The sequence below is a fragment of the Myxococcus dinghuensis genome, assembly GCF_024198235.1.
Taxonomy (GTDB): domain Bacteria; phylum Myxococcota; class Myxococcia; order Myxococcales; family Myxococcaceae; genus Myxococcus; species Myxococcus dinghuensis.
Window position 1 is genome coordinate 46,550 of record NZ_JAKCFB010000003.1, and the last position, 24,898, is coordinate 71,447.

General features: G+C 72.0%; 16 protein-coding genes. 6 read left to right on the forward strand and 10 right to left on the reverse strand.

Annotated elements, in window-relative coordinates; genetic code table 11:
• The first annotated feature begins 304 nt into the window (after window positions 1-304).
• Complete coding sequence (locus LZ198_RS05155; protein WP_253970753.1) at window positions 305-1,540, forward strand: hypothetical protein; 1,236 nt, start codon at window positions 305-307, stop codon at window positions 1,538-1,540.
• A 418-nt stretch (window positions 1,541-1,958) separates the two neighbouring features.
• Here the strand turns inward: LZ198_RS05155 and LZ198_RS05165 are convergent, their stop codons facing one another.
• Complete coding sequence (locus tag LZ198_RS05165; protein WP_253970755.1) at window positions 1,959-2,501, reverse strand: hypothetical protein; 543 nt, start codon at window positions 2,499-2,501, stop codon at window positions 1,959-1,961.
• Between LZ198_RS05165 and LZ198_RS05170 the strand changes: the two genes are divergently transcribed.
• Window positions 2,494-2,943: a hypothetical protein gene (locus tag LZ198_RS05170; RefSeq protein WP_253970756.1), complete on the forward strand. Its 450-nt coding sequence runs from the start codon at window positions 2,494-2,496 to the stop codon at window positions 2,941-2,943. The genes LZ198_RS05165 and LZ198_RS05170 overlap by 8 nt on opposite strands.
• Window positions 2,944-3,046: 103 nt before the next feature.
• Here LZ198_RS05170 and LZ198_RS05175 read toward each other — a convergent pair whose 3' ends face one another.
• From LZ198_RS05175 to treZ, 3 genes are all read right to left on the reverse strand, one after another.
• Window positions 3,047-4,477 carry a M20 family metallopeptidase gene (locus LZ198_RS05175; protein WP_253970757.1) on the reverse strand — a complete coding sequence of 477 codons (1,431 nt, stop codon included), beginning with the start codon at window positions 4,475-4,477 and terminating at the stop codon, window positions 3,047-3,049.
• Window positions 4,478-4,557: 80 nt separating this feature from the next.
• Entirely contained in the window at window positions 4,558-5,484 is a 927-nt protein-coding gene (locus tag LZ198_RS05180) for a carbohydrate-binding protein (protein ID WP_323381942.1), read from the reverse strand.
• 6 nt (window positions 5,485-5,490) lie between these two features.
• Window positions 5,491-7,347 carry a malto-oligosyltrehalose trehalohydrolase gene (gene treZ, locus LZ198_RS05185; protein ID WP_253970758.1) on the reverse strand — a complete coding sequence of 619 codons (1,857 nt, stop codon included), beginning with the start codon at window positions 7,345-7,347 and terminating at the stop codon, window positions 5,491-5,493.
• A 309-nt stretch (window positions 7,348-7,656) separates the two neighbouring features.
• Between treZ and LZ198_RS05190 the strand changes: the two genes are divergently transcribed.
• The 3 genes from LZ198_RS05190 to cls all read left to right on the forward strand — a co-directional run bounded on the left by LZ198_RS05190 (window position 7,657) and on the right by cls (window position 11,380).
• Window positions 7,657-8,814 carry an AAA family ATPase gene (locus LZ198_RS05190; RefSeq protein WP_253970759.1) on the forward strand — a complete coding sequence of 386 codons (1,158 nt, stop codon included), beginning with the start codon at window positions 7,657-7,659 and terminating at the stop codon, window positions 8,812-8,814.
• A gap of 132 nt (window positions 8,815-8,946) precedes the next feature.
• Window positions 8,947-9,312 (forward strand): DUF5335 family protein, encoded by a 366-nt coding sequence (locus LZ198_RS05195; protein WP_253970760.1) that lies wholly within the window; start codon window positions 8,947-8,949, stop codon window positions 9,310-9,312.
• A 613-nt stretch (window positions 9,313-9,925) separates the two neighbouring features.
• Complete coding sequence (gene cls, locus LZ198_RS05200; protein WP_253971097.1) at window positions 9,926-11,380, forward strand: cardiolipin synthase; 1,455 nt, start codon at window positions 9,926-9,928, stop codon at window positions 11,378-11,380.
• A gap of 7 nt (window positions 11,381-11,387) precedes the next feature.
• Here the strand turns inward: cls and LZ198_RS05205 are convergent, their stop codons facing one another.
• Window positions 11,388-12,782 carry an MBL fold metallo-hydrolase gene (locus LZ198_RS05205; protein WP_253970761.1) on the reverse strand — a complete coding sequence of 465 codons (1,395 nt, stop codon included), beginning with the start codon at window positions 12,780-12,782 and terminating at the stop codon, window positions 11,388-11,390.
• Between the two features lie 282 nt (window positions 12,783-13,064).
• On the reverse strand, window positions 13,065-18,023 hold the full coding sequence (locus LZ198_RS05210; RefSeq protein WP_253970762.1) for a DNA topoisomerase 3: 4,959 nt from the start codon (window positions 18,021-18,023) through the stop codon (window positions 13,065-13,067).
• A gap of 688 nt (window positions 18,024-18,711) precedes the next feature.
• On the opposite strand from LZ198_RS05210, the gene LZ198_RS05215 reads away from it, so the two are divergent.
• Window positions 18,712-18,867, forward strand: a complete 156-nt coding sequence (locus LZ198_RS05215; protein ID WP_253970763.1) for a hypothetical protein — start codon at window positions 18,712-18,714, stop codon at window positions 18,865-18,867.
• 241 nt (window positions 18,868-19,108) lie between these two features.
• Here LZ198_RS05215 and LZ198_RS05220 read toward each other — a convergent pair whose 3' ends face one another.
• The 4 genes from LZ198_RS05220 to LZ198_RS05235 form a co-directional block, all read right to left on the reverse strand.
• The gene (locus tag LZ198_RS05220) at window positions 19,109-20,593 is read right to left on the reverse strand and encodes a hypothetical protein (protein WP_253970764.1); all 1,485 of its coding nucleotides are present in this window, start codon (window positions 20,591-20,593) and stop codon (window positions 19,109-19,111) included.
• A 52-nt stretch (window positions 20,594-20,645) separates the two neighbouring features.
• The gene (locus tag LZ198_RS05225) at window positions 20,646-21,821 is read right to left on the reverse strand and encodes an SDR family oxidoreductase (RefSeq protein ID WP_253970765.1); all 1,176 of its coding nucleotides are present in this window, start codon (window positions 21,819-21,821) and stop codon (window positions 20,646-20,648) included.
• A gap of 49 nt (window positions 21,822-21,870) precedes the next feature.
• Window positions 21,871-23,166, reverse strand: a complete 1,296-nt coding sequence (locus LZ198_RS05230; protein WP_253970766.1) for an NTP/NDP exchange transporter — start codon at window positions 23,164-23,166, stop codon at window positions 21,871-21,873.
• Window positions 23,167-23,317: 151 nt separating this feature from the next.
• Window positions 23,318-24,616 (reverse strand): pyridoxal phosphate-dependent aminotransferase, encoded by a 1,299-nt coding sequence (locus LZ198_RS05235; RefSeq protein ID WP_253970767.1) that lies wholly within the window; start codon window positions 24,614-24,616, stop codon window positions 23,318-23,320.
• Window positions 24,617-24,898: the final 282 nt, after the last annotated feature.

Below are 24,898 nucleotides of genomic sequence, written 5' to 3' on the forward strand. Positions count from 1 at the left end.
CGTCCGGCACGCCGTCCGACGACCAGCCGACGGGGAGGCGTGGAATAGGAGGTCGCGCCAATCCCTCACAACGCCGCGGTCCGGCGCGTCCAGGGCAGACATGGACTGGAGGACAGACCCACCTCGCCCTCCCATCCCTCCAGGTCGGGAGGACTGTCGCGTCCCATGCAAGGGATTGCCCCCGGGACGCAAGTCCGCATCCCAGCAGGGTTTTCCGGCGCCGGGCCCGCACCTCCACCCGCGAGGCCATGACACGGTGTGCCGTCTGGGGGAAGCTATTCCAGCCCTCTGCCCGGAGCCGCCCGTGCCCCCCATCAGCCGCACGCCTTCGCCGCGCCCCTTCACCACGACGCCGTCCAATGCCTCGCGGTCCAACGCCTCCACCCCCTCTCCCCCGACGACGCCCGTCGCGCAATCCCACGGGACGACTCCCGGTTCCCCCACGACCGCGCACCCCACGCCCACCCGGTTCGACGCGAACGCCCCCGCCCATGCCCAGCGGGCCCCCAGCCCTCCGCCCACGGCGGAGCAGCAGGCCGCGCTGAACGCGCGCAGGGGCTCCCTGGGCTACAACACGCGCCCCTCGACGCCCGCGCACAGCTGGGGTGTCGGCCAGGAGGCCCGGACGCTCTTCAACTCCATCCGGAACGAGTGCCCGAACGCCCAGCTCCTGCACCACATCAACCAGACCGAGCACCCCGACATCAAGGCGGGGAGGGCGGCGGGCGTCTGCAGCGTCATGGTGGAGCACTGGATCGGCAACGACAACCACGGCGACCCCGCTGGCTTCCATGACCAGCTCGCGAACAAGTTCGACATGTTCGTCAACAAGCAGAACAACTACGACGGGGCCATCGCGCACAAGGACCACCTCCTCGGCGAAATCGACACCAAGATGGCCGAGCTCGACACCCTCCGGGCCGGCAAGACCGCGCTGGAGGAGAAGGCCAAGACGCAGCCGCTCTCACCGACCGAACAGAAGGAGCTGGAGCGCCTGGGCGCCCAGTCCAAGCAAACGTTCCGGGACATCAAGGGCATGCTCGCCAAGGTCCAGGACATCAGCGACGGCGTCCTCCGGGACCAATGCGCGAACCTCCCCCTCAAGCGCCTGGCCATCAAGGCGCCCATCACCGGGAACTTCGCCGAGCATCTCCAGCGACAGCTCTGCCTGCGCTACACGCCCGGCGACACACCCGTCGCCCATGATGACCCCGAGGACATCCAGCAGCTCGGCACGGAGCTGGCCAACGGCGGTGACGGCATGCCGACGAACGGCGACGAGCTCTATCCCCGGGACGGGTACTACCGCCTCAGCTTCCTGCCGGAAGCGGGGCCCGGCCATGTCGTCGGGATGAAGGTCGACTTCGACGCCGGCGAGTTCAAGCTCATGGACCCCAACACGGGTGAGTTCAAGGCCAACAGCTTCGACGACCTGGTGAACCTCGCCGTCGTCCACATGAACAAGCTGGGCTACGCCAGGGACTACCCCAAGTACTCGCTCGAGCACATGAAGCCCACCCCCTCGCAGCACGACACGTAGCGCGGGGTCGGGCCTGGAGGGAGCAGCCCGCCCCGACTCCCGACAGGGGGCTTCGCGTACGGAATCCCCTTGAAGGACCACACCCCCTCGTTCAGCGCGCCCTGGACCTGGCCTTCCCGCGTGGTGACCACCCGTGACTTTTCGCCTGCCATGTCATCGCTCCCATTCTGGTGAACGCTGCGCACCCGCGCGTCCGGCGCGCCGTCCGACGACCAGACGACGGGGAGGCGTGGAATAGGAGGTCGCGCCAATCCCTCACAACGCCGCGGTCCGGCGCGTCCAGGGCAGACATGGACTGGAGGACAGACCCACCTCGCCCTCCCATCCCTCCTGGTCGGGAGGACTGTCGCGTCCCATGCAAGGGATTGCCCCCAGGGACGCGACACGGACCATCAGACGGAGTCCGGTGCACGGGGCCTCATGGAGGCTGCGGGCACTTTTTCACCAGATTGGCCAACCCCTTCAAGGCCTGCTCCGCCAGCTCATCCCCACCGACCTGCCCTTTGGAGGGCCCGACGTCGAGGAGACGGACGTGCCCCGAGGCGGGGTCGAGCGTGAGGGTCAACTCTCCCACGGTGCCCGCGATGTCCTTGATGTGCTTGTCGATGGCCTGGAGGTCCTGGTGCATCTGGTTCTTCGCGGCCGGCGAGAGGTTGTTGTATTTGCTGCTGATCCCATCCCCCAGTGAGGAGTCCGCGCTCACGGCGAGCATCTTGGGCTTGAACTTGGCAGAGACATCCAGGTGCTCGATGAAGAACCCCGTCGCGGGCACCTCCTTTCCAGGGATGGCGGTCGTCGTCGGCCCCTTCCCCCCTTCTGGAACCTCGATGCGCTGGGGCAGGTGGATGCCGTCGAGCCCTTCCAGCTTCTGATAGGCCTTCACCTCCTGTTCCACGACTTCGGACGAGGTCGCCAGCCAGCCGAACTTCTCCCCCTCGTTGTGGAAGTACGTCTTGTCCATCCCCGACTTGCCGGTCGCCGCGATGGGCTGGGTCGTCCCGGGCACGTCCTTGATGGGAGACTGCTGCGTCGACGTCGATGACGACGGGCTGGCGTTCTGGGTCTTCTTCGCCCCGAAGAGGTTGGAAGTGGACGCGGAGCCAGGGTGCGGTGCCCCGGGAGGAGGAGGGGACTGCAGACTGACCTTCTGCGGCTGCGTGGAGGCCTTCGTGAACGAGCTCGAAGGCAGCGGGGGCGGGGGCGGCGGCGCAGGCGGCGTTTTCTGCGTCGCCGCGTTCGTGGTGGGTTGGGACGTCGGCTGGGATTGCCTGACCGGCGACCTGCTCGAGCTACGATTGAGACGGTTGAACATGAGCTTCGATACCTCCATGAAACAGGAGTTGAGCACGACCCGAGTCGTGTCCTCCCCATGGAGTCAAAGACTACTCGACCGTCCACCATGATTGCCTGACGGGGGCCACCCCAGCGGTCCCCAATGCCTTGCATCCGTCACTCGACCTGCGGGGCACGGCGGGGGCGCCTGGCCCCCGCACATCCCATGCGGGCCTACCGCTTGAAGTGGTCCGCGATGACGGCGGCCACGCAGCAGGTGAGCTTCTTGCCGGTGGGCACGTGCAGGAACTCGTTGGGGCCGTGCGCGTTGCTGCCCGGGCCGAGCAGGCCGGTGATGAGGAACTGCGCCTCCGGGAAGCGCTCCCCCAGCATGCCCATGAAGGGGATGGTGCCGCCCTCGCCCATGGCCATGGCCGGCCGCCCGAAGTACGTGGAGGACGCCGTCTCCACCGCGCGCGACAGCCAGTCCGCCAGCGGCGGCGCGTCCCAGCCGACGCTCGCCTTGTCGCCCTCGAACGCCACCTTCGCGCCGTACGGCGGGTCCTTCTCCAGCGCGTCCTTGAGCGCCTTCTGCGCGGCCTTGGGGTCGAGCCGGGGCGGGATGCGCATGGACAGCTTCACCGTGGTGAAGGGCCGCAGCACGTTGCCCGCGCTCTGCAGCGACGGCATGCCCTCCACGCCCGTCACCGACAGCGCCGGCCGCCAGGTGCGGTTGAGCACCAGCTCCCCGCCGTCATCGGACATGGGGCGCATGCCGGGCACCCAGGGGAACTTGGAGAACACCTCCTCGCCCAGCACCTTCGCGGCGGCCTTCGCCTGCTCGCGGCGCGCCTGGGGAATCTCCACGTGCAGGCCCTGCACGGTGACGCGGCCCGTCCCCTCCTCCTCCACGCGCGAGAGCACCTGGCGCAGCACGCGGAAGGACGACGCGACGATGCCGCTGGCGTCACCGGAGTGCACGCCCTCCGTGAGCACGTCCACGCGCAGGTTGCCGGCCACCATGCCGCGCAGCGACGTGGTCATCCACAACTGCTCGTAGTTGGCGCAGCCCGAGTCCAGGCACACCACCAGCGACGGCTTGCCGATGCGCGGCGCCAGCGCCTCGATGTAGGCCGGCAGGTCGTAGCTGCCGCTCTCCTCACACGCCTCGATGAGCACCACCGTGCGCGCGTGGGGGATGCCCTGCTCGCGCAGCAGGCGCAGCGCCGTCAGCGACGCGAAGGCGGAGTAGCCGTCATCCGCGCCGCCGCGGCCGTAGAGCTTGTCGCCCTCGCGCACCGGCGTCCACGGCGTCAGGCCCTCGCGCCAGCCGGTCATCTCCGGCTGCTTGTCCAGGTGGCCGTACATCAACACGGTGTCGTCACCGCGCGTGCCGGGGACCTCCATGTAGATGACCGGGGTGCGGTCGCGGCCCTGCTCGTCCTTGAGGCGGACGACCTCCAGCGTGAGCCCGGGCAGGTGCGGCGCCTGCGCCCGGCACCACTCCGCGATGAGCTGCACCGCGGCTTCCATGTGGCCGGCCTTCACCCAGTCCGGGTCGAAGGCGGGCGACTTGTTGGGGATGCGGATGTAGCGCTCGAGCGCCGGGAGGATCTCCTTCTCCCAGATACGGTCGGACGAGGCGGAAGCGGTCTGGACGTTCATGGGGGCGGATGCTGAGCACGGGAAGCCGTTCGTGTCGACCTCGAGCCACCGCCGGTGAAACCCGCAGAACCCTCGCGCCCCTACTCGGGCTGGATTTCACGCACGGACAACCACTTGAAGTCGACATCCGTCGCGTTGTCCCACCGGAACGTGGCGATGGGTCCCCCCCAGGTGATGGGCGCGGCCCCCACCCCGCCACCACAATGCCCCGCGTCACCGCCCCAGGCCCCCGCATCCACCCAGTCGTAGACCTTCCGCCAGGTCACCTGGTCCGCGTTGTCGTTGACGTAGCTCTCCATCCGCACGGTCGTCCGCCCGCCGACCCTGACGTCGCGCATCACGGCCTTGAAGCCCACCCACCGGCCCAGCAGCGGCGAGACGGCCGGGAGGAAGGGCGCGTGGACGTACGAGACGTGCCAGGACTCCTTCTGCCAGCGGACCCGGCCGTCGTAGTGCAACCCCGCCTTGTAGCTGCTGCCCTCGCAGCCGGCGGCCTCGGTGTTGTGCCGCCCGCCCCGCGCGTACCAGTCGAAGTTGTCCGTCATGACGGTGGCCGCGTTGAGCCTCACGAAGCCCGTCATCTCGACGTTGTGCCAGTCCGCCGGGGACTGCATGTAGCCGCGGCGGGCGAGCACCTCGCGGTCGTACGTGGTGATGCGCGACGCGTCGTAGCCCTCGGACGTGAAGACCTGCATGCGCAGCTCCGGGTCGCGCGCCTTCCAGGAGCCGTCCTCGTTGCGCGTGAGCACCGAGCGCGGGTCGAAGCGCGGGTCCTCCAGCGGCGCGTCCGTCAGGGTCCACGACTCGCCCCCCAGGCGGGACGGGTAGAGCATCGCCACGCCGAACCGGTCCTTGCCCGCCAGCGCGAACGCCCACTCCCGCACGTGCTCCGGCTCCGACGCCCGCGCGAGCGCGCCGCCCCGGAGCACCGCCGCCAGGACGAGCCCGCTCCACGCGCGCGCGCGCCCACGTCCCCACCGGGACCCCCTCCCCTTGCGTGTCTCCACGACGCGCTACCGGGACAGGCGCACGAGCGCCGCCGCCGGACCTTCCAGGCGGAGCACGCCCTGCTGGAGGGGAGGCGCCTCGAGCGCGCCACCGAAGCGCGGCGCCTCGGTCCACAGCACCGGCTCCGCGCCGGGTGGCGGCCGTGCCTCCAACGCGCCCTGGAGGTTCAGCCAGAGCTGGAGCACCCGTCCGTCGCCCCGGCGCTCCAGGACCAGCGCGTCCTGGCCCTGGGCCCACGCGTCGTAGGAGCCCCGGCGCGCCTCGCGCAGCGCGGGGTCGTGGGCGCGCAGCCGCAGGAGCTCGCGGTAGAGCGCGCGCACCCCGGCGTGCGCCGGCCTCGTGGCCTCGCTCCAGTCGAGCCGCGAGCGCGTGAAGGTGTCCGGGGCCTGCGGGTCCGGCACCGCTTCGCCCGCGAAGCGCGAGAAGCTGGCGAACTCGCGGCGGCGCCCCTCCGTGACGAGCCGCCCCAGCTCCGCGTGGTGGTCCGTGAAGTAGAGGAACGGCGTGCTCGCGTTCCACTCCTGCCCCATGAAGAGCAGCGGCGTGTAGGGCGACAGCAGGAGCAGCGCGCTCATCGCGCGGAAGGCGGCCGGTGACACGTCGTGCCCCAGCCGCTCCCCCAACGCGCGGTTGCCCACCTGGTCGTGGTTCTGGATGCAGAAGACGAAGCGCCACGGCTCCAGTCCCTCCGCGCTCGTGCCGCGCGCGTGGCCCCGGTTGGGTGACGTCTGGCCCTCGTAGAACCAGCCCTGGACGAGCGTGCGCGCGAGGTCCTCCGCGCTGCCCGTGTAGTCCTGGTAGTAGCCCTCGCTGTCCCCCGCGAAGGCGCGCCGGAGCTGGTGGTGGAAGTCGTCCGCCCAGACGCCGTCGAGCCCGTGGCCGCCCCGCGTCCGCGGCAGCACCAGGCGCCGCTCGTTGCGCTCGTCCTCGGCGATGACGTGGACCTGGCGGCCGGGGGCGCTCGCGCGGGCGCGCTCGGCGATTTCGGTGAGCAGGTGCGGCCGGCCCTCGTCGAGGATGGCGTGGGCCGCGTCCAGCCGCAGGCCGTCCAGGTGGTAGTCGCGAATCCACATCTCCACGTTGGCGAGCACCATGGCGCGCACCACGCGGCTGCCCTCGCCGTCGTAGTTCACCGCGTCGCCCCACGGCGTGTGGTGGCGGCCGGTGAAGTAGTGCGGCGAGTAGACGCGCAGGTAGTTCCCGTCCGGTCCGAAGTGGTTGTAGACGGCGTCCATCAGCACCGCGAGCCCGCGCGCGTGCGCGGCGTCCACCAGCCGGCGCAGGCCCTCCGGCCCGCCGTACCCCTGCGCGGGCGCGAACAGGTCCACCCCGTCGTAGCCCCAGTTGCGCGCGCCGGGGAAGCTGGCCACCGGCAACAGCTCCAGCGCGGTGATGCCCAGCGCCTTCAAGTCGTCCAGGCGCGGGATGAGCGCCTCGAAGGTGCCCTCGGGCGTGGCCGTGCCCACGTGGACCTCGTAGAGGACCAGCGACTCGGGCCGCACGCCCTTCCACGCCGCGTCCGTCCACGGGAAGTCCGCCACCACCACCTGGGACGGGCCATGCACGCCCTGGGGCTGGCTGCGCGACCACGGGTCCGGGAACGGCCCCTCGCCATCCACGCGCAGCTTGTAGCGCACCCCCGCGCCCCGCCCCTCGAGCACGGCGCCGAAGCAGCCCCCGGGCTCCGGCGTCATCGCCAGCACCTGCCCCGGCGCGCCCTCCGCGTCGTGGAGCACCACCTCCACGCGCTGGTGCCCCGGCGCCCAGACGCGCCACCGCACCCGCGGGCCCGCCTCCACCCATGCCCCCAGCGCGGGGACCTGCTCCTCCCGCGCCACGCCTGCCTCGCCCACAGTGCTCATGTGCCTGACCGTGTAATGCACGTCGGCGCCGGGAGGGAGCGCTGGCGCCTCCAAGGTAGGGGGAGACCCGGGTCGGATGTTCACGGGTGGGCACCCCACGCGCCGCGCAGTGGGCACCAGGGGACGGACCCCGCGCGCCACCCCGCCGGCCGGCCGGGCGCCCGCGCCGCCGCCCTCGCGGCCCCCCGTGCGTTCCGGGCCCGACGGACGGGGTGGGAAGCGGCGGGAGTCCGACCTGCTTGTGGATGGGGCGCGCCGCCGGGATGATGCGCCGTCGACCTCGGCCCGCCTCGCATGGAGTCCCCTGGAATGACCGTCGCCCGACCTGGTCTGGAGTCCCGTCCCCCCCGCGTGGACGTGCGCGACCGGGTCGCGGCCATCGAGGTCCTGTCCCCGCGGGAAATCGACGCGCGCCTGGGGGACCTGGGCTACCGGGGTCAGGCGGAGGCGCGGCGCGCCGCGGCGGTGCTCGCCTACCGCCACCTGCGCCGCATCCGCCGGCTGCACCTGGAGGGCCTGGCCCCCGAGCCGGGCCAGCGCGAGAACTGCATGTTCCTGGGCCCCACCGGCTCCGGGAAGACGTTCCTCGTGGAGCTGCTGTTCCGCGAAATCCTCGCCGTGCCCACGGTGCTCGCGGACGCGACGCAGTTCTCCGAGACGGGCTACGTGGGCGACGACGTCAACACGCTCTTGTCGCGGCTGCACGAGGTGGCGGGCCGGGACGCGGAGTGGGCCGCGTGTGGCGTCGTCTGCATGGACGAGTTCGACAAGCTCGCCACCAGCCGCTCGGACAGCCGCTTCGCGGGCCAGCAGACCACCAAGGACGTCAGCGGCTTCGGCGTGCAGCGCAGCCTCCTGCACCTGCTGTCCGCCTCCCGCGCGGACTTCCCCGCCGACTTCGGCTTCACCAGCCGGTTGCAGCCCGACACCATGGAGCTGTCCTGTGTCACCTTCATCGCGTGCGGCGCCTTCAGCGGCCTGCGCGCCACCGCGGAGGGGATGGCGCGCGAGGAGCGGCTGGGCTTCGGCCGCGAGCCCCGCGCCACGAAGGAGGAGTCCATCGCCTCGAGCGTGACGCAGGAGCAGTTGGAGCAGACGACGGCCTTCGCGCGCTACGGCTTCATCCCGGAGCTCATCGGCCGGTTCAACCGGCTGGTGTCCTTCGCGCCGCTGGACGCGGCGACGCTGGGCGACATCCTCCAGCACAACGTGCTGCGCGCCTACGAGCGCGAGTTCGAGCAGGAGGGCCTGCACCTCTCGGTGGAGCCCGCCGTGCGAGAGCACGTCATCGCCGGCGCCCTCAAGCGCGAGACGGGCGCCCGGGGCCTGCGCACCACGCTCGCCCCCCTCCTGGAGCAGGCCGCCTACGCCCACTTCGGGCAGCCGGGCACCGCCTCCGTCGTGCGGCTGGTCATGGATGGCGACGGCGACGGCGACGGCGACGGCGTGCGCTGCGTCGCGGAGTAGTCCTGTGGCCCGCGCGGCGCCGGGGGCTCGGTGGGGCACTCCCCGACCCGGCGGGAGTGCGGGCCCGGCTCTCACGCGGCGCCCACGCGCCTTACGGTTGGGCCACACCCGTGAAACCGGAGGGCAGCACACATGGACCGTGCGGACCACACGCGTGAGATTCCCCGGGAGGGCTGGGCGGACTATCTGGCCCTGCTCACCAACATGGAGAAGGACCACCCGGTGCGAATCGAGGTGGAGGGCACCGACCTGGGCGACCAGCCGCTCGCCCAGGACCTGCCGCTCATCGAGATTTCGCTCGAGGAGAAGGGCAGCGACAAGGGCGTGGTCGAAATCATCGCCGGCCGCGACGACGACGAAATCACCCACCGCATCCTGAAGCCCGCGCGCATCTACGCGGACGAGAGCGAGAGCGGCGAGCTGGAGTGCCTCGACATCGAGAGCGCCGAGGACAACTCCAAGACGCTCATCTTCTTCAGCCAGGAGCTGGCCCGCTGAGCCGACCCCGGGAAGAAAGGCCGGAAGGCTCCCCCCTCCGCGTGAGAAGGAAACCTTCCGGCCAGGGGCTTCGGCCTCCGTCGCCACGGCGCGTGGCGGCGGGGACCTCCACCGGGTGAGTCAAAGTCGTGGGGACCGCGCGTGCGCCCGGCCCCGCCCGTCGCAGAACCCGGGCGCCTCGCCGTGTGCCGTCGACCGCCCGGCGCGCCCTGCCCATGAGCAACCCCCGGGCCAGCGGGGCCCTGGAGCAGGAATAGCGGACACACCGGCCATCCCTGGACTATCCGCGCTCCGCGCGGGGCGGCCGGGATGTAAACGGACCTGACAGGGGGAGGCTCAACGCGGCCTGCGCCCATCGCTTTTCGGGGGCGGGCGGGACTGTTCGGAAATCGGACGATGCTGCCCGCGAATCAGTCAGGGACCCAGGGGCGACCCACAACGCGCGTCCGACGTGCTCGCAATCCGGGTGGAAAGGGTCAACCACCATGCACCCCGTGCTCCCGTGCGTCAAGTCGACGGGGCGCGGCGTGAGGGGCCCCCGCGGCAGCGCGCTGCGTTGTGGGCCGGGCACGTGTATAGGCGGGGACGGCTCGTGTCTCCTTCCTCGTACGAAATGGCCGACGTGCTGGCGTGGCTGGAGGCGGCGTGGCCGCACGTCGCGGCGGTGCTGACGGTGCTGGTGAGCGTGCTGGCCAGCGCGCACGCGGTGCTGCACAAGCGCGACGTGCGCGCGGCGGTGGGCTGGGTGGGGCTGGCGTGGCTGGTGCCGGTGCTGGGCGCGGTGCTGTACCTGGTGCTGGGCATCAACCGCATCCGCCGGCGGGCCCTGTCCCTGGCGCCGCTGCGGGAGCACGGCCAGTTCCCGCCCACCAAGGGGCTGGAGGCGCTGCCGGACCGCGCGCTGCTGATGACCCAGCCCCGGGCCGCGCACCTGGCGCCGCTGGCGCGGCTGGGCCACGCGGTGATGCACCGGCCGCTGCTGCCGGGCAACCGCGTCACGGTGCTGGAGTCCCGGACGGACGCGTACCCGGCCATGCTGGAGGCCATCGCCGGGGCGCGCACGTCGGTGAGCCTGTGCAGCTACATCTTCGACAACGACGTGGCGGGCCGCACCTTCGCGGCCGCGCTGGGCGCGGCGGTGCGGCGGGGCGTGGCGGTGCGCGTGCTGGTGGACGCGGTGGGCGCCCGCTACACGTGGCCCACGATTCTGGGCCGGCTCAAGCGCGAGGGCGTGACGGCCGCGCGCTTCCTCCCGTCGCTCATGCCGTACCGGCTGCCGTTCATGAACCTGCGCAACCACCGCAAGGTCCTCGTGGTGGACGGCACGGTGGGCTTCACCGGGGGCATGAACATCCGCGAGCACTTCTGGCCGGGCGAGCGCGCCGCGCGGGACCTGCACTTCCGGCTGGAGGGCCCCGTGGTGGGGCAGCTGCAGGAGACGTTCGCGGAGGACTGGGTCTTCACCACGCGCGAGCGGCTGACGGGCCAGACGTGGTTCCCGGAGATCCGCCCCGCGGGGACGGTGCTGGCGCGGGGGATTCCGGACGGGCCGGACGAGGACTTCGAGACGCTGCGCACGGTGCTGCTGGGAGCGCTGGCCACCGCGCGCGAGTCGGTGCGCATCATCACCCCGTACTTCCTGCCGGACGCGGCGCTCATCACCGCGCTCAACGTGGCGGCGCTGCGCGGGGTGCGGGTGGACGTGGTGCTGCCGGAGAAGGGCAACCTGCCGGTGGTGCAGTGGGCGAGCACCGCGCAGCTCTGGCAGGTGCTGGGGCCCGGCTGCCGGGTGTTCCTCACCGCGCCGCCGTTCGACCACACCAAGCTGATGGTGGTGGACGGCGAGTGGGGCCTCATCGGGTCCGCCAACTGGGACCCGCGCTCGCTGCGGCTCAACTTCGAGCTGAACGTGGAGTGCTACGACGCGGAGCTGGCGGGCCGGCTGGACGCGGTGGTGGAGGAGCGGCTGTTGCGCTCGCGCCCCATCACCCGCGCCCAGGTGGACGCCCGGCCGTTGCCCATCCGCCTCAGGGATGGGCTGGCCCGGCTGCTGTCGCCCTACCTCTAGCGAGCCGTCACAAGAGGGCGCGGCGCACCTTCCAGAAGGTCTCCTTCGCGGCGCGGAAGGCCGCCGAGTCCGACGGCAGCAGCGAGCGCAGCAGCTCCGCGGACTGCGTCTGGAGCGGCCGCACGCAGTGCGCCTCCACCTTGCCGCGCAGGAAGCCCACCGGGTCGCGGCGGCGGTACTCGCTGAAGTACGTCTTCAGCTCGTTGCGGCTGCGCGCCTTGCCGTTGTCCGCGTACTTGGCCACGTAGGGGCTGAAGTCCGGATACAGCCGCCCCTCGCCGAAGTCGCCGTGCAGCGTCGTCTTCATGAAGTTGCCGATGAGCAGGTCGTCGAAGACCTGGTAGCGCACGGCGGTCATCAGCGAGTTGCGCGGGGCCTCGAAGGTGATGCCCCGGCGGAAGCGGCGGCGGTTGAACTCGATGACGTGGTCCTGTCCGCCCACGCGGAAGCGCAGGAAGTCGAGCACCGTGCCCAGGTGCTCGATGGCGCCGAAGTACCCACGCAGTTGCTGGGACTCCTCGCGCTCCAGCATCTCGCTCCAGTCGTCCCCGAACTCCCGGGGGTCCACGGGCGCCAGGACCCGCTCGGGCGGGTGGATGAGCTGGGTGTCGTCCCGGGCGAAGTCATGCCGGACGAAGGCGGGCAGGAGCGTGCAGGTGGTGGACTCGAAGCCCCGGGGGTAGTCCTCCAGGGACGTGGTGTAGCGCGAGGCCCATTGGCTGTCGGCGCGCTGGTACTTGTGCATGGAGCTGAAGGGCACGAAGTGGCGCACGCCGTAGAACTCCGCCTGGCGGGCGATGGTGCGCCCCACGGGCGTCTTCGCCGCGGCGTAGGGCTCGATGCGCTGCCCGTCCTCGGTGAAGTAGTTGATCATGTCCGCGTCGCCGTAGCCGGACAGGGCCATCAGGTACGACTCGTCGTAGCGGCGCACCAGGCCGCGCACGAAGCGGCCCCAGCCCCGGTCCCCCGCGTCGTTGAGGTTGACGAGCAGCCGCCCGTCCATGTCCACCAGGAGCACCGCGTCCTGGTTCATGTCGGGGATGCACAGCACGCGCACGCGCGGCGACAGCTGCGTCCACACGCGGTCCACCAGCACGTGCACGCTGAAGCCCTGCGCGCGCAGGTCGTCCCGGACGCGGCCGCCGAAGTGGTTGGGCACCAGGATGGTCGCCTCGCGCAGCGGCTCCAGCGACTCCATGCTCAGGTGGTCCGGGTGGCCGTGGGAGAGCCACACGTACTGGCAGCGCCGGATGGTGTCGCGCTGCTCTTCGGGAATCTCGTGGGACAACGTCCAACTGCCGAAGTACGCGGCGCCGTGTGTCCAGGGGTCCGTCACCAGGACCGGTCCGTTGTCGTGGCAGATGAGTGTGGCGTTCCCGATTGTCTCGAATCCGAGTTCCATCTTCCGCTTCCCCCTCGTGCTCGCGTTCACCCAACGCCGCGGTGGATGGGCCGAAAAGTGGGGAGACGGCCGACAAAGGACCATCGCACCGGCGGGATGGGAAAAGCGTTCGCATGCCGCAGGCCGCCTCGCACCCGCTCGCCCGGGCAGAAGTCTTCCGTCATGGGCCAACCGCGGGGCACGAAGGAGACGGCCCGTGCCCACGTGAGGGGCCCCGGGCGACACGGGGAGCGCCCCCACGCGGCTCGGCCGCCCGCGTGGCGCGGACGGATGCGTGGGGCCTCAACCTTTGCGTGCGATGAGGGAGAGGAGCTGCGCGCCGTAGCGTTCGGTGAGCGCGGGCCCCACGCCGTGCACGGCCAGGAGCGCGGCGCCATGCTCCGGCCGCGCCGCCGCGATGGCCCCGAGCACCTTGTCCGTCAGGATGCGGAACGCGGGCACCTTGCGTCGACGCGCCTCCGCCAGCCGCCACGCCTTCAACGCCTCGACGAGTGCGGGGGACGCCTCCGCCTTCGCGCCAGCCCGCTTCCCCGCCCGCGCGGTGGGAGCGTCCGCCGCGTCGTCGGAGGCCCAACCGTCGTCCTCGGCCTCGACGCGCCGGCCCCGGGCGGTGGACGCGGAGGCGCCCTTCCGCCGGGAGGTGGCCTGGGTGCCCGCCCGCTTGCGCGAGGCGCGGCCCGTCTGGCCGGCCGCCTTGGCCTTGCCGCGCTTGCGCTTCGTGGCCTTCTCCAGGGGCAGGGGCAGGAACACCTGGCGGGGGTCCACCGCGCGCGTGCGGCGCCCCTCCTCCGTGAGGGACAGGCGCTGGAAGTTGATGACCTGCCCGTCCTTGTCGAACGAGTCCACCGTCAGGTGCGCGAGCCCCGCCCGCACCAGCCCGCCCACGAGCCGCTCGAAGTCGCGGCGCGGGAGCGCGTCGCCGAACAGCTCCCGGTGGAGTCGTCCGGTGGCCTGTCCGTCCCGCTCCTGGAGGGACTCCAGGATGCGCTCCAGCCAGTGGCGCTCCGCCGCGGTGGGCTCCGAGAAGCGCAGCGTGGCGCAGGACTCGGGCGCGCAGACGTCGCACAGGCCACACGGCTCGCCGGAGTCCTGGGTGTCGCCGAAGTGGCCGACCAGTTGCTTCATGCGGCAGCCCGGCGCCTCCGCGTAGCGCGCCATCTGCTCCAGGTGCAGCAGCTTGCGCTCGCGTTGGGCCGCGTAGCCGGCGGACCACTGCGGCCGCCCGCGACGCACGGTCTCGTCCGGCGTCATCACCACGCCGCCGTGGATCCAGAGCTGCTCCAGCGCCTTGTCGAAGACCTCCGGGTCCGTGCGCACGCGCCCCTGGAGCGACGCCTTGGGCTCCAGCTCCGCGCCGGTGGACTGGTACAGGCGCTCGAGCACGTAGGGCTCGGGATAGTCGCGCTTGTGGAAGAACTCGTGCGTGCGCCGGTCGATGTACGAGTGCAGCAGCACCGCGCGGGAGGGCTTGCCGTCGCGCCCGGCGCGGCCCAGCTCCTGGTAGTAGCCCTCCAGGCTCGCGGGCAGCGCGGCGTGCATGACGGTGCGCACGTCCGGCTTGTCGATGCCCATGCCGAACGCGGTGGTGGCGACGATGACCTCCAGCGAGCCCCGGAGGAACTCGGCCTGCACGCGGTCGCGCTCGGAGGGCTGGAGCCCCGCGTGATACGCCGCCGAGGGGAAGTCCCCCGCGAGCTGGTCCGCCAGTTGCTCGGCGTGCTTGCGCGTGGCCGCGTAGACGATGGCCGGCCGGTTCTCCTCGTCCTGGAGCAGGCTCTGGATGGCGTCGCCGCGCGCGCCGGGGTTCAGCTCGCGCACCTCGATGGCGATGTTGGTGCGGCGGAAGCCGTGGATGAACGTGCGCGCCTTGCCGCCCGCGCCCAGCAGGCCGAGCTGCTGCACGATGTCGCGCTGCACGTCGGGCGTCGCGGTGGCGGTGAGGGCGACCACGGGCGCGGGGCGCAAGAGCGGCAGGCGGGAGCCGAGCAGCCGGTAGTCCGGGCGGAAGTCATGGCCCCACTGGGAGATGCAGTGCGCCTCGTCGATGGCGATGAGCGTGGGGGGGCGCCGCGCCAGCAGCTCCACGAAGCCCGGTACGCCGAGCCGCTCCGGCGCGATGAACAGGAAGTCGAGCCGGCCATCCAGGTAGTCGAAGCACACCTGTCGCGAGGTGGCCCGGTCGCGCCCGGAGTGGATGCGGTCCGCCGCGAACCCGAGCGACTGGAGCCGCAGCACCTGGTCCTCCATCAGCGCGATGAGCGGGCTGACGACGATGGTGGTGCCCGCGCGCGCGAGGCCCGGGAGCTGGTAGCAGAGGGACTTGCCGGCGCCGGTGGGCATCACCAGCAACAGGTCCTCCCCCGAGGTGGCCGCGCGGCAGACGGCCTCCTGGTACGGACGGAACTCGGAGAAGCCGAAGGCCTCCTTGAGCAGCCCGCGCAGTTGGTCCGGTGGCGTGGGCGCGCGCATGACGCGCTCCGGCCGCTGCCCCGGGGGCGCCGCGACCTTGCCTCGGCCCCACGGGACGGCCGCGCTCGACGGGTCGAGCGTGTTCCGCGACGCCGCGCGCCCCGGCGTCCCCATCACCGTCGAGTCCGAGAACGCGGCGGCACCCGCGCGACGAGAACTCCCCGTCGCCAGAGCGGGGAACGACTCCGCGCTCGACGCGCCACCTCGGGAGCCCGTATCCAGGGACGTCGGCTCCGCGCCACGGCCCCTGCCCTGGGGGTTCGCGCCCGGGAACGAAGAGGCCTCCCCGCGACGAGCGGGGCCTCGCCCGTCGGCGTCGGAGAACGAAGCCTCCGCGCCAGGACCCGCGCCCCGGAAGCGCGCATCCGGGAAGGACGTCTCCGCGTCGGAGCCCCGAGCCCCTCCTCGGAAACCACCCTCCGAGGAGGTCCCCCGGCCCGCGCCGCTCGCATCCGAGAATGACTGCTCCGCGTCGACGCCCCGAGCCCCGCGCCGGGAACGTCCGCCCTCGAACAGGGGGCCCACGCCCTCGCCCGACACCGGGCCTCCCGCGCCACGCCGCGTCCCCGCGTCCGTCGCGGGCGACGCCATGTCGGTCCGCCGGGCGCCTCCCCCGCGCGGGTCGAACAACGGCAGCGACCCGCTCGTCCGGCCCGCGCCGGCATCGAGCGACTCACCGCCGCGCCACGGCTCCCGCGAAGCCAGGGGCCGTTGGGTCGCCTCGCTCGGCGCCACGTACGTCGCGCGGGACGAGGGCCCGGTGGGCACGTGCCCCACCACCTCGATGACGTACTTCTCGATGCCCAGCAGGAACTCGTCGAGCTGCCCCTCGCCCCGCTCGATGCGCTGGAGCCACGCCTCCCACTGCCCCGTCATCGCCGGCGTCTTCACGTCCGGGTGCACCACCTCGATGAGGCGGATGCCCTTCTCCGTCGCCTCCAGCGCCTTGCCGCGACGGACCAGGTACTCGCGGTCCAGCAACACCTCGATGATGGACGCGCGCGTGGCGGGCGTGCCCAGCCCCGTCTCCCGCATCGCGTCCGCCAGCTCCTTCTCGTCCAGCGCCCGGCCGGCCGTCTCCATCGCCGTCAGCAGCGACGCGTCCGTCAAGCGCGGCGGCGGACGGGTGCGCTTCTTCACCGCCTTCGCGTCCTCCACCGTCTGCGCCTGCCCCCGCGCCAGCCCCGAGGGCAGCGACTGGGACTCGTCCTCCGGCTCCGTCGACTCCTCCTCCCCCTTGCGCGCCTCCGCCCTGGGCCTGGGCGCCTTCTTCCCACCGCCGACGTCCAGCACCTTCCAGCCCACGCGCTCCACCTGCGTGCCCATGCTCTGGAAGCGGTCCACCACCGGCACCGCGCTCCGCGAGCCCGGCGACACCACCGCCGTCACCACCGTGGTGACGCGCCACACGTGGTCCTCGTGCCACGCCTGGAGCAGGCGCCGGCACACCAGGTCGTAGATGCGCTGCTCGTCCGGGGACAGCCGCAGCCCGTCCGGCGACGACGGCGTGGGGATGATGGCGTGGTGGTCCGTCACCTTCGCGTCGTCCACGTAGCGCCGCCCCAGGGGGCGCTCCCCCGTCCCGGGCGCGAGGTCCTCCTCGTAGCGCGCGCGCACCGCCCCCACCACCTCCGGGAGCGTGTCCGCCACCGTCTTCGACAGGTGCCGGCTGGACGTACGCGGGTAGCTCAGGAGCTTGTGCCGCTCGTACAGCGCCTGCGCGACCTCCAGCGTGCGCTGCGCGCTGAAGCCATACAGCCGGTTCGCGTGGCGCTGCAGCTCCGTGAGGTCGTAGAGCAGCGGCGGCGCCATCCGCTTCTCCTCCGCCTCCAGCGACTCGAGCGTCGCCCGCCCCCGCCGCACGCGGTCGATGATGGCCTGCGCCTCCACGCCGTCCGCGTCGAGCCGCCGCGCCTCGCGCGTGCCCTCCATCCCCGGCGGCACCACCGGCCGCCCATCCGGCCCCGAGCGGAACCACGTGCCGTCGTACCGCGCGTCCGGCGCCACGCCCTGCCCCTGCGGCGCGAACGTCGCCACGACTTCCAGGTAGTCGCGGGGCACGAAGTCGCGGATGGCCAGCTCGCGCTCCACCACCATGGCCAGCGTGGGCGTCTGCACCCGCCCCACGCTCAACATCTCCCCCTGGCCCCCGTGCGCCAGCGTGTACAGGCGCGACAGGTTCATCCCCACCAACCAGTCCGCGCGGCTGCGCCCCATGGCCGCCGAGGCCAGCGGGTCGTACTCCCGCCCGTCGCGCAGCTTCTGGAAGCCCTCCCGGATGGCGCGCTCCGTCAGCGACGACACCCACAGCCGCCGCACCGGCTTGCGGCACCCGGACGCCTCGTAGATGTAGCGGAAGATGAGCTCGCCCTCGCGCCCCGCGTCGGTGGCGCACACCACCGAGCCCACCTCCGGCGCGTTGAGCACGCGGCGCACCACGTCGAACTGCGAGCGCGTCTCCTGCGAGACGACCAGCGGCCAGTCCACCGGCAGCATGGGCAGAAGCGCCCGGCTCCACTTCTTCCAATCCGGCCGTATCTCGTGCGGCTGGGCCAGCCCCACCAGGTGACCGATGGCCCACGTCACCACGTAACCGTTGCCACGCAGGAACCCGTCGCCGCGCTCCTGCGCGCCCAGCACACGGGCGATGTCGCGCGCCACCGCGGGCTTCTCCGCCAACACCGCCAGCAGGGAGCCCTGCCCGGAGGCACGCCCCTTCCCGCTCCCTCGCCTGTCCTCGCCGGGCGACTCGCCCATCGCTTCCCACCTCATGAGACCCGTGCCCCTCCCGACCCGCCCACGCCCACCCGGGAGGACGGCCCCGGGCACACCGCGCGACCTACTCCCCTACCGCGACAGGCTGACATGGCCCACCCCACCCTGTCCCTACCCATCACGCCTGTCCGCCCCGCCTCCGGCCGAGTGCCACCCGGCCCGACCTCCCCACGCCCCCGTCCACGCCGCCATCCAACCTGTCGCGTCGGGCCCGCGGAGGCGACGACCCGCGACGTCACGCCGTCGTGAACACGCGCGCGCACGCTGGCGCGTTCGCGCAAGCGTTTGGCGCTAGTGCGGAAAACTCCTCGGAGCACCTGGGCCAGTATGCCTTCGTCGACAGGCGCCACGGCGTCCGTCCTGGGGGGTCGCAGTCTTCATGGGTGCGCAGGAGGTTCGGATGTCTCACGTCGCGCATGAGTCGGGCCAGCGGGTTTCGGGGGGAGCCAACAGGCCCGGCGGTGTGAAGCGTGGGAGCAGGGGGACGGTTGCTCCGGCCAGCAAGGCGAGGGCGCGCATCCGGGGGGAGCAGTCAGGGGCGCTCGAGGCACGAGAGGGGGACATCGCGGTTCCGGAGCTCCACGCCTTCGCGGGGGCGAAGCGTGAGCAGCTCCGGGCTCTTGCGACGTCGAGCGCGCTCGGACCGCTACGGGGGGAGTTGGAGGAAGTCACGCGGGTGGCGTCCATGCGCCCGCAGAAGTTCGGCTGGGCCCAGACGCTGGCGCGGTTGCGCGGCGTCTCCCGGCCCGCGGTGCCCGTACCGGGCCTGCGGAAGCATGAGCCACGGCTCGCGAGGGTCTCGGTGCTTGGGGCACCGGAGGCCCAGGGGGCGAAGCCGTAGGCGGGCGCGCCGGGGGGAGCGCTCGAGGTCTCGCGGTACTGGTTTCGACGGAGGGGTCCAAGGCCCTCCAGAGACAACCCGGGCGGGAAGGAAGGTGGCGTCGCGGGGGCGGCGCCACCGGCGGCAGGGGACCCAGGAGCCACGCTCGTCAGAGGGGGAGAGCGGGCTCCTAGCAGGGGTCATTCCGGGGGGTGCTCCGAGTCCATCGGGGCATCCCCCGTTGCTTTTTCCAGCGGGCGCCTCACTCCACGCGCAGCGTCGCCGTCCCGGTGAGGGTGCGGTCCAGCGTGAGCCAGAGGGCGTCGCCCGTCTCGTCCACGGAGGCGAAGTAGTCCTTGTCGGCGGTGAGCGTCTTGCCGTCGAGCGTCACCTTCGCCGGGGCCTTGGCGGCGGTGTAGTCGCGCAGCACCACCACCGGCTGCTTCAGCTCGTGCGTGCCCGCCTCGAAGCGCAGCTCGGCGCGGTTGTTCGCGGCCGAGGCCTCCCAGGTGGCGTAGACGGGGTTGTAGCCGGGCGTGTCGAAGGCGACGGCGTCCGCGCGGCCGACGCCGCCGGGGCCCTGGGTGCGCACGGCGCCCTCGGTGGCGGTGAGGCGCACGGCCTGCCAGGCCTCCACCTCCGCGACCCGGGCGAGCACGGGGTCCTCGCGGTGGGTGCCCAGCACCATGAAGACGGAGTAGCTCTGGTAGGGGTGGCCGGAGACCCTGCCGTCGTCGCCGTAGCGCGAGTACTCGCTCCAGCCCAGGCCGCCGTAGTTGCTGCCCCAGGCCATGCGGTGCGAGCGCGTCGTCCCGGGGAGCTGGTACTGGTTGAGCTGGTAGGTCCAGTTCCAGTCCACGGGCATGGGGCCGTCCTCGTCCCGCTGGTCCCAGCCGGACTGGTAGAACCAGTAGCCGCCCGCGGGCTTCTGCAGCCAGGGCTGCGTCTGCACCACGCCCATCTCCGCGTCCGGGGCGCTGGTCCACATGCGGGTGTAGGGCACCACGTTGGGCTCGCGGTAGTCCCACCCGGTCTGCGTCGTCACGGGCGAGGACAGCGTCACGAAGCGCCGCCGGTCGCCCCAGCCCAGGCCCGCGATTTCGGCGTTGGCGTTGCCGTCGAAGAGCAGGTCTCCGTAGGGCGAGCGCACGTCCGCCTCCAGCGCGTTGGGCGGGATGGAGGAGGCGTCGTGGGTGATGGCGTAGAGCGGGTGGCTCTTGCCGGTGGCGAACAGGTAGTGGACCGTCACCTGCACGGTGAAGCCGCCCAGCGGCAGCGGCCACTTGAACTCGTGCAGCGCGTGGTGGCGCCCGGCGAAGACGGTGCGCGAGGAGCCCGTCACCTTCTCCGTCCAGTTGCCCCAGGTGTCGCCGACGCGCGTGTGGCACGTCACCATGCCCCAGCCAGGGACGCCGTCCGCGGCGCCGTCGCACGTGCGGTCCGCGCCGGCCACCTGGTACGTGTAGCGGCGGATGTAGCCACCGTGCCAGCCGGCGGGGTCCTCCGCGTCGTTGTGCACCAGCGAGGCGGAGCGCGGCGTGCAGGACGCGTCGCGCCAGGTGACGCGGTCCGTCTGGAAGCCGTCCAGGTCCACGTCGCGGTCGATGACCACGGGCGAGCAGTCACTCGCCCCGCTCGGCCCCTCCGGACGGACGTCCTTGCCGCCACAGGAGGACAGCGAGAGGGACAACAGCAGGGCGGAGGCCCCGCGCGCGCGGAGCCCCCAGGTCTTCACGTACGGCGTCATGATGGAATCCTCGAAAAGAAGGATTCCAGTCAATCACGCACGGTCCGGGGCGTCATCCGGCAACCGAAGGACCCTTGCCACCCTGCTGTGCGAACGCCGCGAGCACCTCCTTCTCCCGCTCCGGGGAGAGGCCCGCGCGCAGCTTCGCCTGGTGCTCCGCGGGCTCGGTCTTGAACCACGCCACCGTGTCCCGCACGGTGTCCGCGGTGGGGCGGAAGGTGATGCCCGCGGCCAGGGCCTTGGCGATGCTCGTCTGACCCAGCCCGCCCTCCTCGTTCGTGCTCGGAATCCAGACCGGCATGTCGCTCCACGGCTCCACCTTCTGCTTCGACAGGAACTCCGTGTCCGCCCAGACGAAGCGCGCGTCGCTGCCCAGCGCCGCCTTCGTCGTCTCCAGGAACTCGCGAATCGTCAGCGGGCGCGCGGGGCCGGTGGCGTTGTAGATGCCCGCCAGGCGCTTCTCCACGCCGTGGATGATGAACGCGGCCAGGTCGCGCGCGTCGATGAACTGCACCGCGTCCTGCCCGTCCCCGGGCGCGAGCACGTCGCCGCCGCGCGCCACGCGCACCGGCCAGTAGGTGAAGCGGTCCGTCGGGTCATCCGGTCCGACGATGAGGCCCGGCCGCACGTTGAGCACGCGCCCGGGCATGGCGGCCTCCGCGGCCTGCTCGCACAGCGCCTTCAACGCACCGTAGTGCTTGCCCACGTCCTCCGTCGCCGGGTCGTCCACCGTGGCCACCGGCGAGGACTCGTTCACGCCGGGCCTGGACAGGTCCTTGTAGACGGAGATGGTGGAGACGAACGCGTAGTGCCCCACGTTGGGCGCGAGCAGCTCCGCGGACGCCTTGACGATGCGGGGCACGTAGCCGGACGTGTCCACCACCGCGTCCCACTTGCGGCCCTCCAGCGCCTTCAGGCCCTCGGCCTTGGTCGGGTCGCGGTCGCCCTGGAGCTTCTCCACGTCCGGGAACAGGCCGGGGTTCGTCTTGCCGCGGTTGAACAGCGTGACGGTGTGGCCCCGCGCGCGCGCCGACTCCACCAGCGCGGGCCCCAGGAACTTCGTGCCGCCGAGGATGAGGATGCTCAAGGGCTGGCTCGCCCGGGTCGCCTTCGCGCCCTGCCCCTCCGGCGCCGCCTCACCGCCCGCGCCCGTGGTGGCGCAGCCCATGGCCCACATCGAACCCAGCATCACCGCGCCCTGCATCACGTCTCTCCGCGTCAGCTTCATGGGGTGTTTGCCTCCTACGGCGGGGGAAGACTCACGACGGCGCGACGGCTCAACGGGCGGCGACCTCGTCGACGACGGGCACGGGCAGGACGCCCGCGCCCTCCGTCGCGTGCCGCCGCTGCTGTCGCGCCAGGTACAGGGAGACGGCGAGCCACAGGCCCGCCAGCGGCACCGCCAGGAGCGACAGGCCCGCCATGCCCAGCCCCAGCGCGGTGAGGCCGCCCTGGAGCCACGCGCTCACCGTGTCGCTGCCGCGGTACACCACCGTGTCGATGAAGCTCTTCGACTTGTAGCGGGCCTCGCGGTCCACGGTGGTGAAGAGGATTTCGCGCGAGGGGCGCTCCAGCGCGTAGTGGCTGGCCCCGCGCAGCGCCTTGACGACGACGAGCACGCCCAGCACCGGCACCGCCGCCAGCCCCAGGAAGCCCAGCCCCGTGAGCACCGGCGCCACCGCCAGCGCCGCCCCCAGCCCCAGCCGGGAGATGACGCGCCCGGTGACGAGCGTCTGCAGCCCCAGCGTGAGCAGCTGCACGTAGAAGTCGATGTCACCGAACAGCGCGGTGCGCGACGCGGCGTCCTTGCCCAGCTCCGAGACGAGCCGCACCTCCTGGAAGTACAGGAACGTGGACGTCGCCGCGTACAGGAGCACCTGGAGCCCCAGCGCGAGCAGGATGGGCGAGGACACCAGGAGCTTCAGCCCCGCGAGCATGCCGCCGCCCACGGGCCCCTCCGCCGCGGGCGGCTGGTGCTGGACGTCCCGCGCCCAGCGGCTCAGCCACTTCACGCACTGCGCGCTCACCTCCAGCAGCAGCGCGGACCCGAGGATGAGGTTCACCGGGCCCACCGGCTCCGCCAGCCGCCCCACCAGGAACGGCCCCACCAGCATGCCCGTGGTGCCACCGGCGGCGATGAAGCCGAACAGGCGCTTGCCCTGCTCGCTGGCGAACACGTCCGCCATGAAGCTCCAGAAGATGGAGACCACGAACAGGTTGTAGACGCTCAGCCAGATGTAGAAGACGCGCGCCACCGGCTCCTTCGCCACGCCCAGCTTCAACAGGACGAAGAAGGCCACCAGGCTGGCGATGAAGAAGCGGTAGACGCGCGGCAGCACGATGCGCCGGGGCCAGCGCGCCACCAGCGCGGAGAAGGCCGGCACCGCCAGCAACATCACGACGAACGTCGCCGTGAACAGCCACGGCAGGCCCTTCACGCTGCCCGCCGTCCCCATCTCGTTGCGGATGGGACGGAGGATGGCGTAGCCGCACATCAGCGTGAAGAAGTAGACGAACGAGCCGAGGACGGCCCCGACCTCCTCGTCACGGACATCCACGAAGCGCTTGAGCATGAGGTGTCGGCCGCGCTCGGCACGGGTACGTCCGTCGGGGTGGGGGAAGGGCCGACCGGGCGCGGTGGGCCCTCAACGGCGGTCCTTCCGGAGTATTCCCGGTCCCTCGGCATCTGGGAAAGAGGGACCGGGCACCACCGGAAGCGGCGGGCTACTTCGCGCCGAGCGCCTCGCGGAGGGTGGCCTCCACGCGGGGCAGCACGTCCTGGATTTCGGCCACGGAGGTGGCGCCCACGGACAGGCGGAACCAGCCGCTGTCCTCGTTCAGGCCGAACGCCTGGAAGGGCACCACCGCCAGGCCCGCCTTCTCCAGGAGGAGCTTGCGGATGTCGTCGTTGGTCTTCAGGCCGCCCTTGCCCACCAGGTCGAACTGGACGGACAGGTAGATGGCGCCCTGCGGCGCGATGTGGCGCACCGGCAGCCCCGCCTCGCGCATGCGCGTCAGGCCGACGTGGAGGGCCGCCAGCCGCTCGTCCACGCGCTTGCGCATGACCTCCAGGAAGGACTGGGTGGCGGCGGTGTCATCCAGGTACCGCGCCACCGCGACCTGCTCCGCCTTGGGTGCCCACGCGCCCACGTGGCCCAGCACGTCGCGCATGCGCGCGATGATGGACGGCGGCCCGATGCCCCAGCCCACGCGCACGCCGGTGGCGGCGAAGGCCTTGGAGATGCCGTCCACGAACACCGTGTAGGGCGCGACCTCGGGCACCAGCTCCACGGGGGTGACGTGCTTCACCGAGCCGAAGCTCAGCACCCAATAAATCTGGTCGTACATCAGGACGAGCGGCTTGCGGCCCTGCTTCTCGCGCTCGCGGTTCTCCGCGACCACGCGCTCGCAGATGGCGCCCAGCACGTCCGGCGCGATCATGGTGCCGGTGGGGTTGAGCGGGCTGCACAGGCACAAGAGGCGCGCGGTGCCCAGGTGCGGCGCGAGCTGCTCCACGGAGGGCATGAAGCCGTGCTCGGGGTCGGTGGCGACGACCACGCCCTTGGCGCCCATCATGTGGACGTAGTGGTTGTTGTTCCACGAGGGCACCGGGTAGACGACCGTCTCGCCCTCGTCGAGCACCGCGCGGTAGGTGCCGTAGATGATGGGCCGTGCGCCGCCCGCGATGACGATGCCCTCCATCGGATACTTCAGGCCGAGGGCCCGCTCGTAGAAGCGCTGCACGGCCTGGCGTAGGTCCAGCACGCCGTCGGAGGGGGGATAGTTCGTCTCGCCGGCCTGGAGCGCGCTGGCGATGTGCTGACGCAGGCCGTCCGGGATGGGGAACTCGCGCGGGCTGAAGTCGCCCACGGTGAGGTTGCACACCTTGCGGCCCTTGGCCACGAGCTCACGGACCTCCGCGGCGATGCGGAGAATCTCGCTGCCGACGAGGCCACGGGCCATCGTTCCGACGGTGACGTCGTCCCGGCCGGGACGTGGGAGGGAGGTGAGGTCGAGAGCCATGGGGGACGAATCTCCGGTTGCGTGCGCGGACGGGGGGAATGCGCGGCCGTAGCCGGGCGCGCACGATACCCGCGACGCGGGAACTTGTGGGACGTGTCTTGTTGTCTCGTGCGGCACTGCCACGATTCCGGCCTGTCCGAAAGCGGAACGACGCGGGCACCCGGACCGGCGAGCCCCTCCCGGCACGGTGGGTGCCCGCTCCATTCCCGGCATTCCTCGCGGCTCGGGTTCGCGTGCCTTTCCGATATGCGCGCGGGGTCTCCGCGTTTTCGATGACAGCAA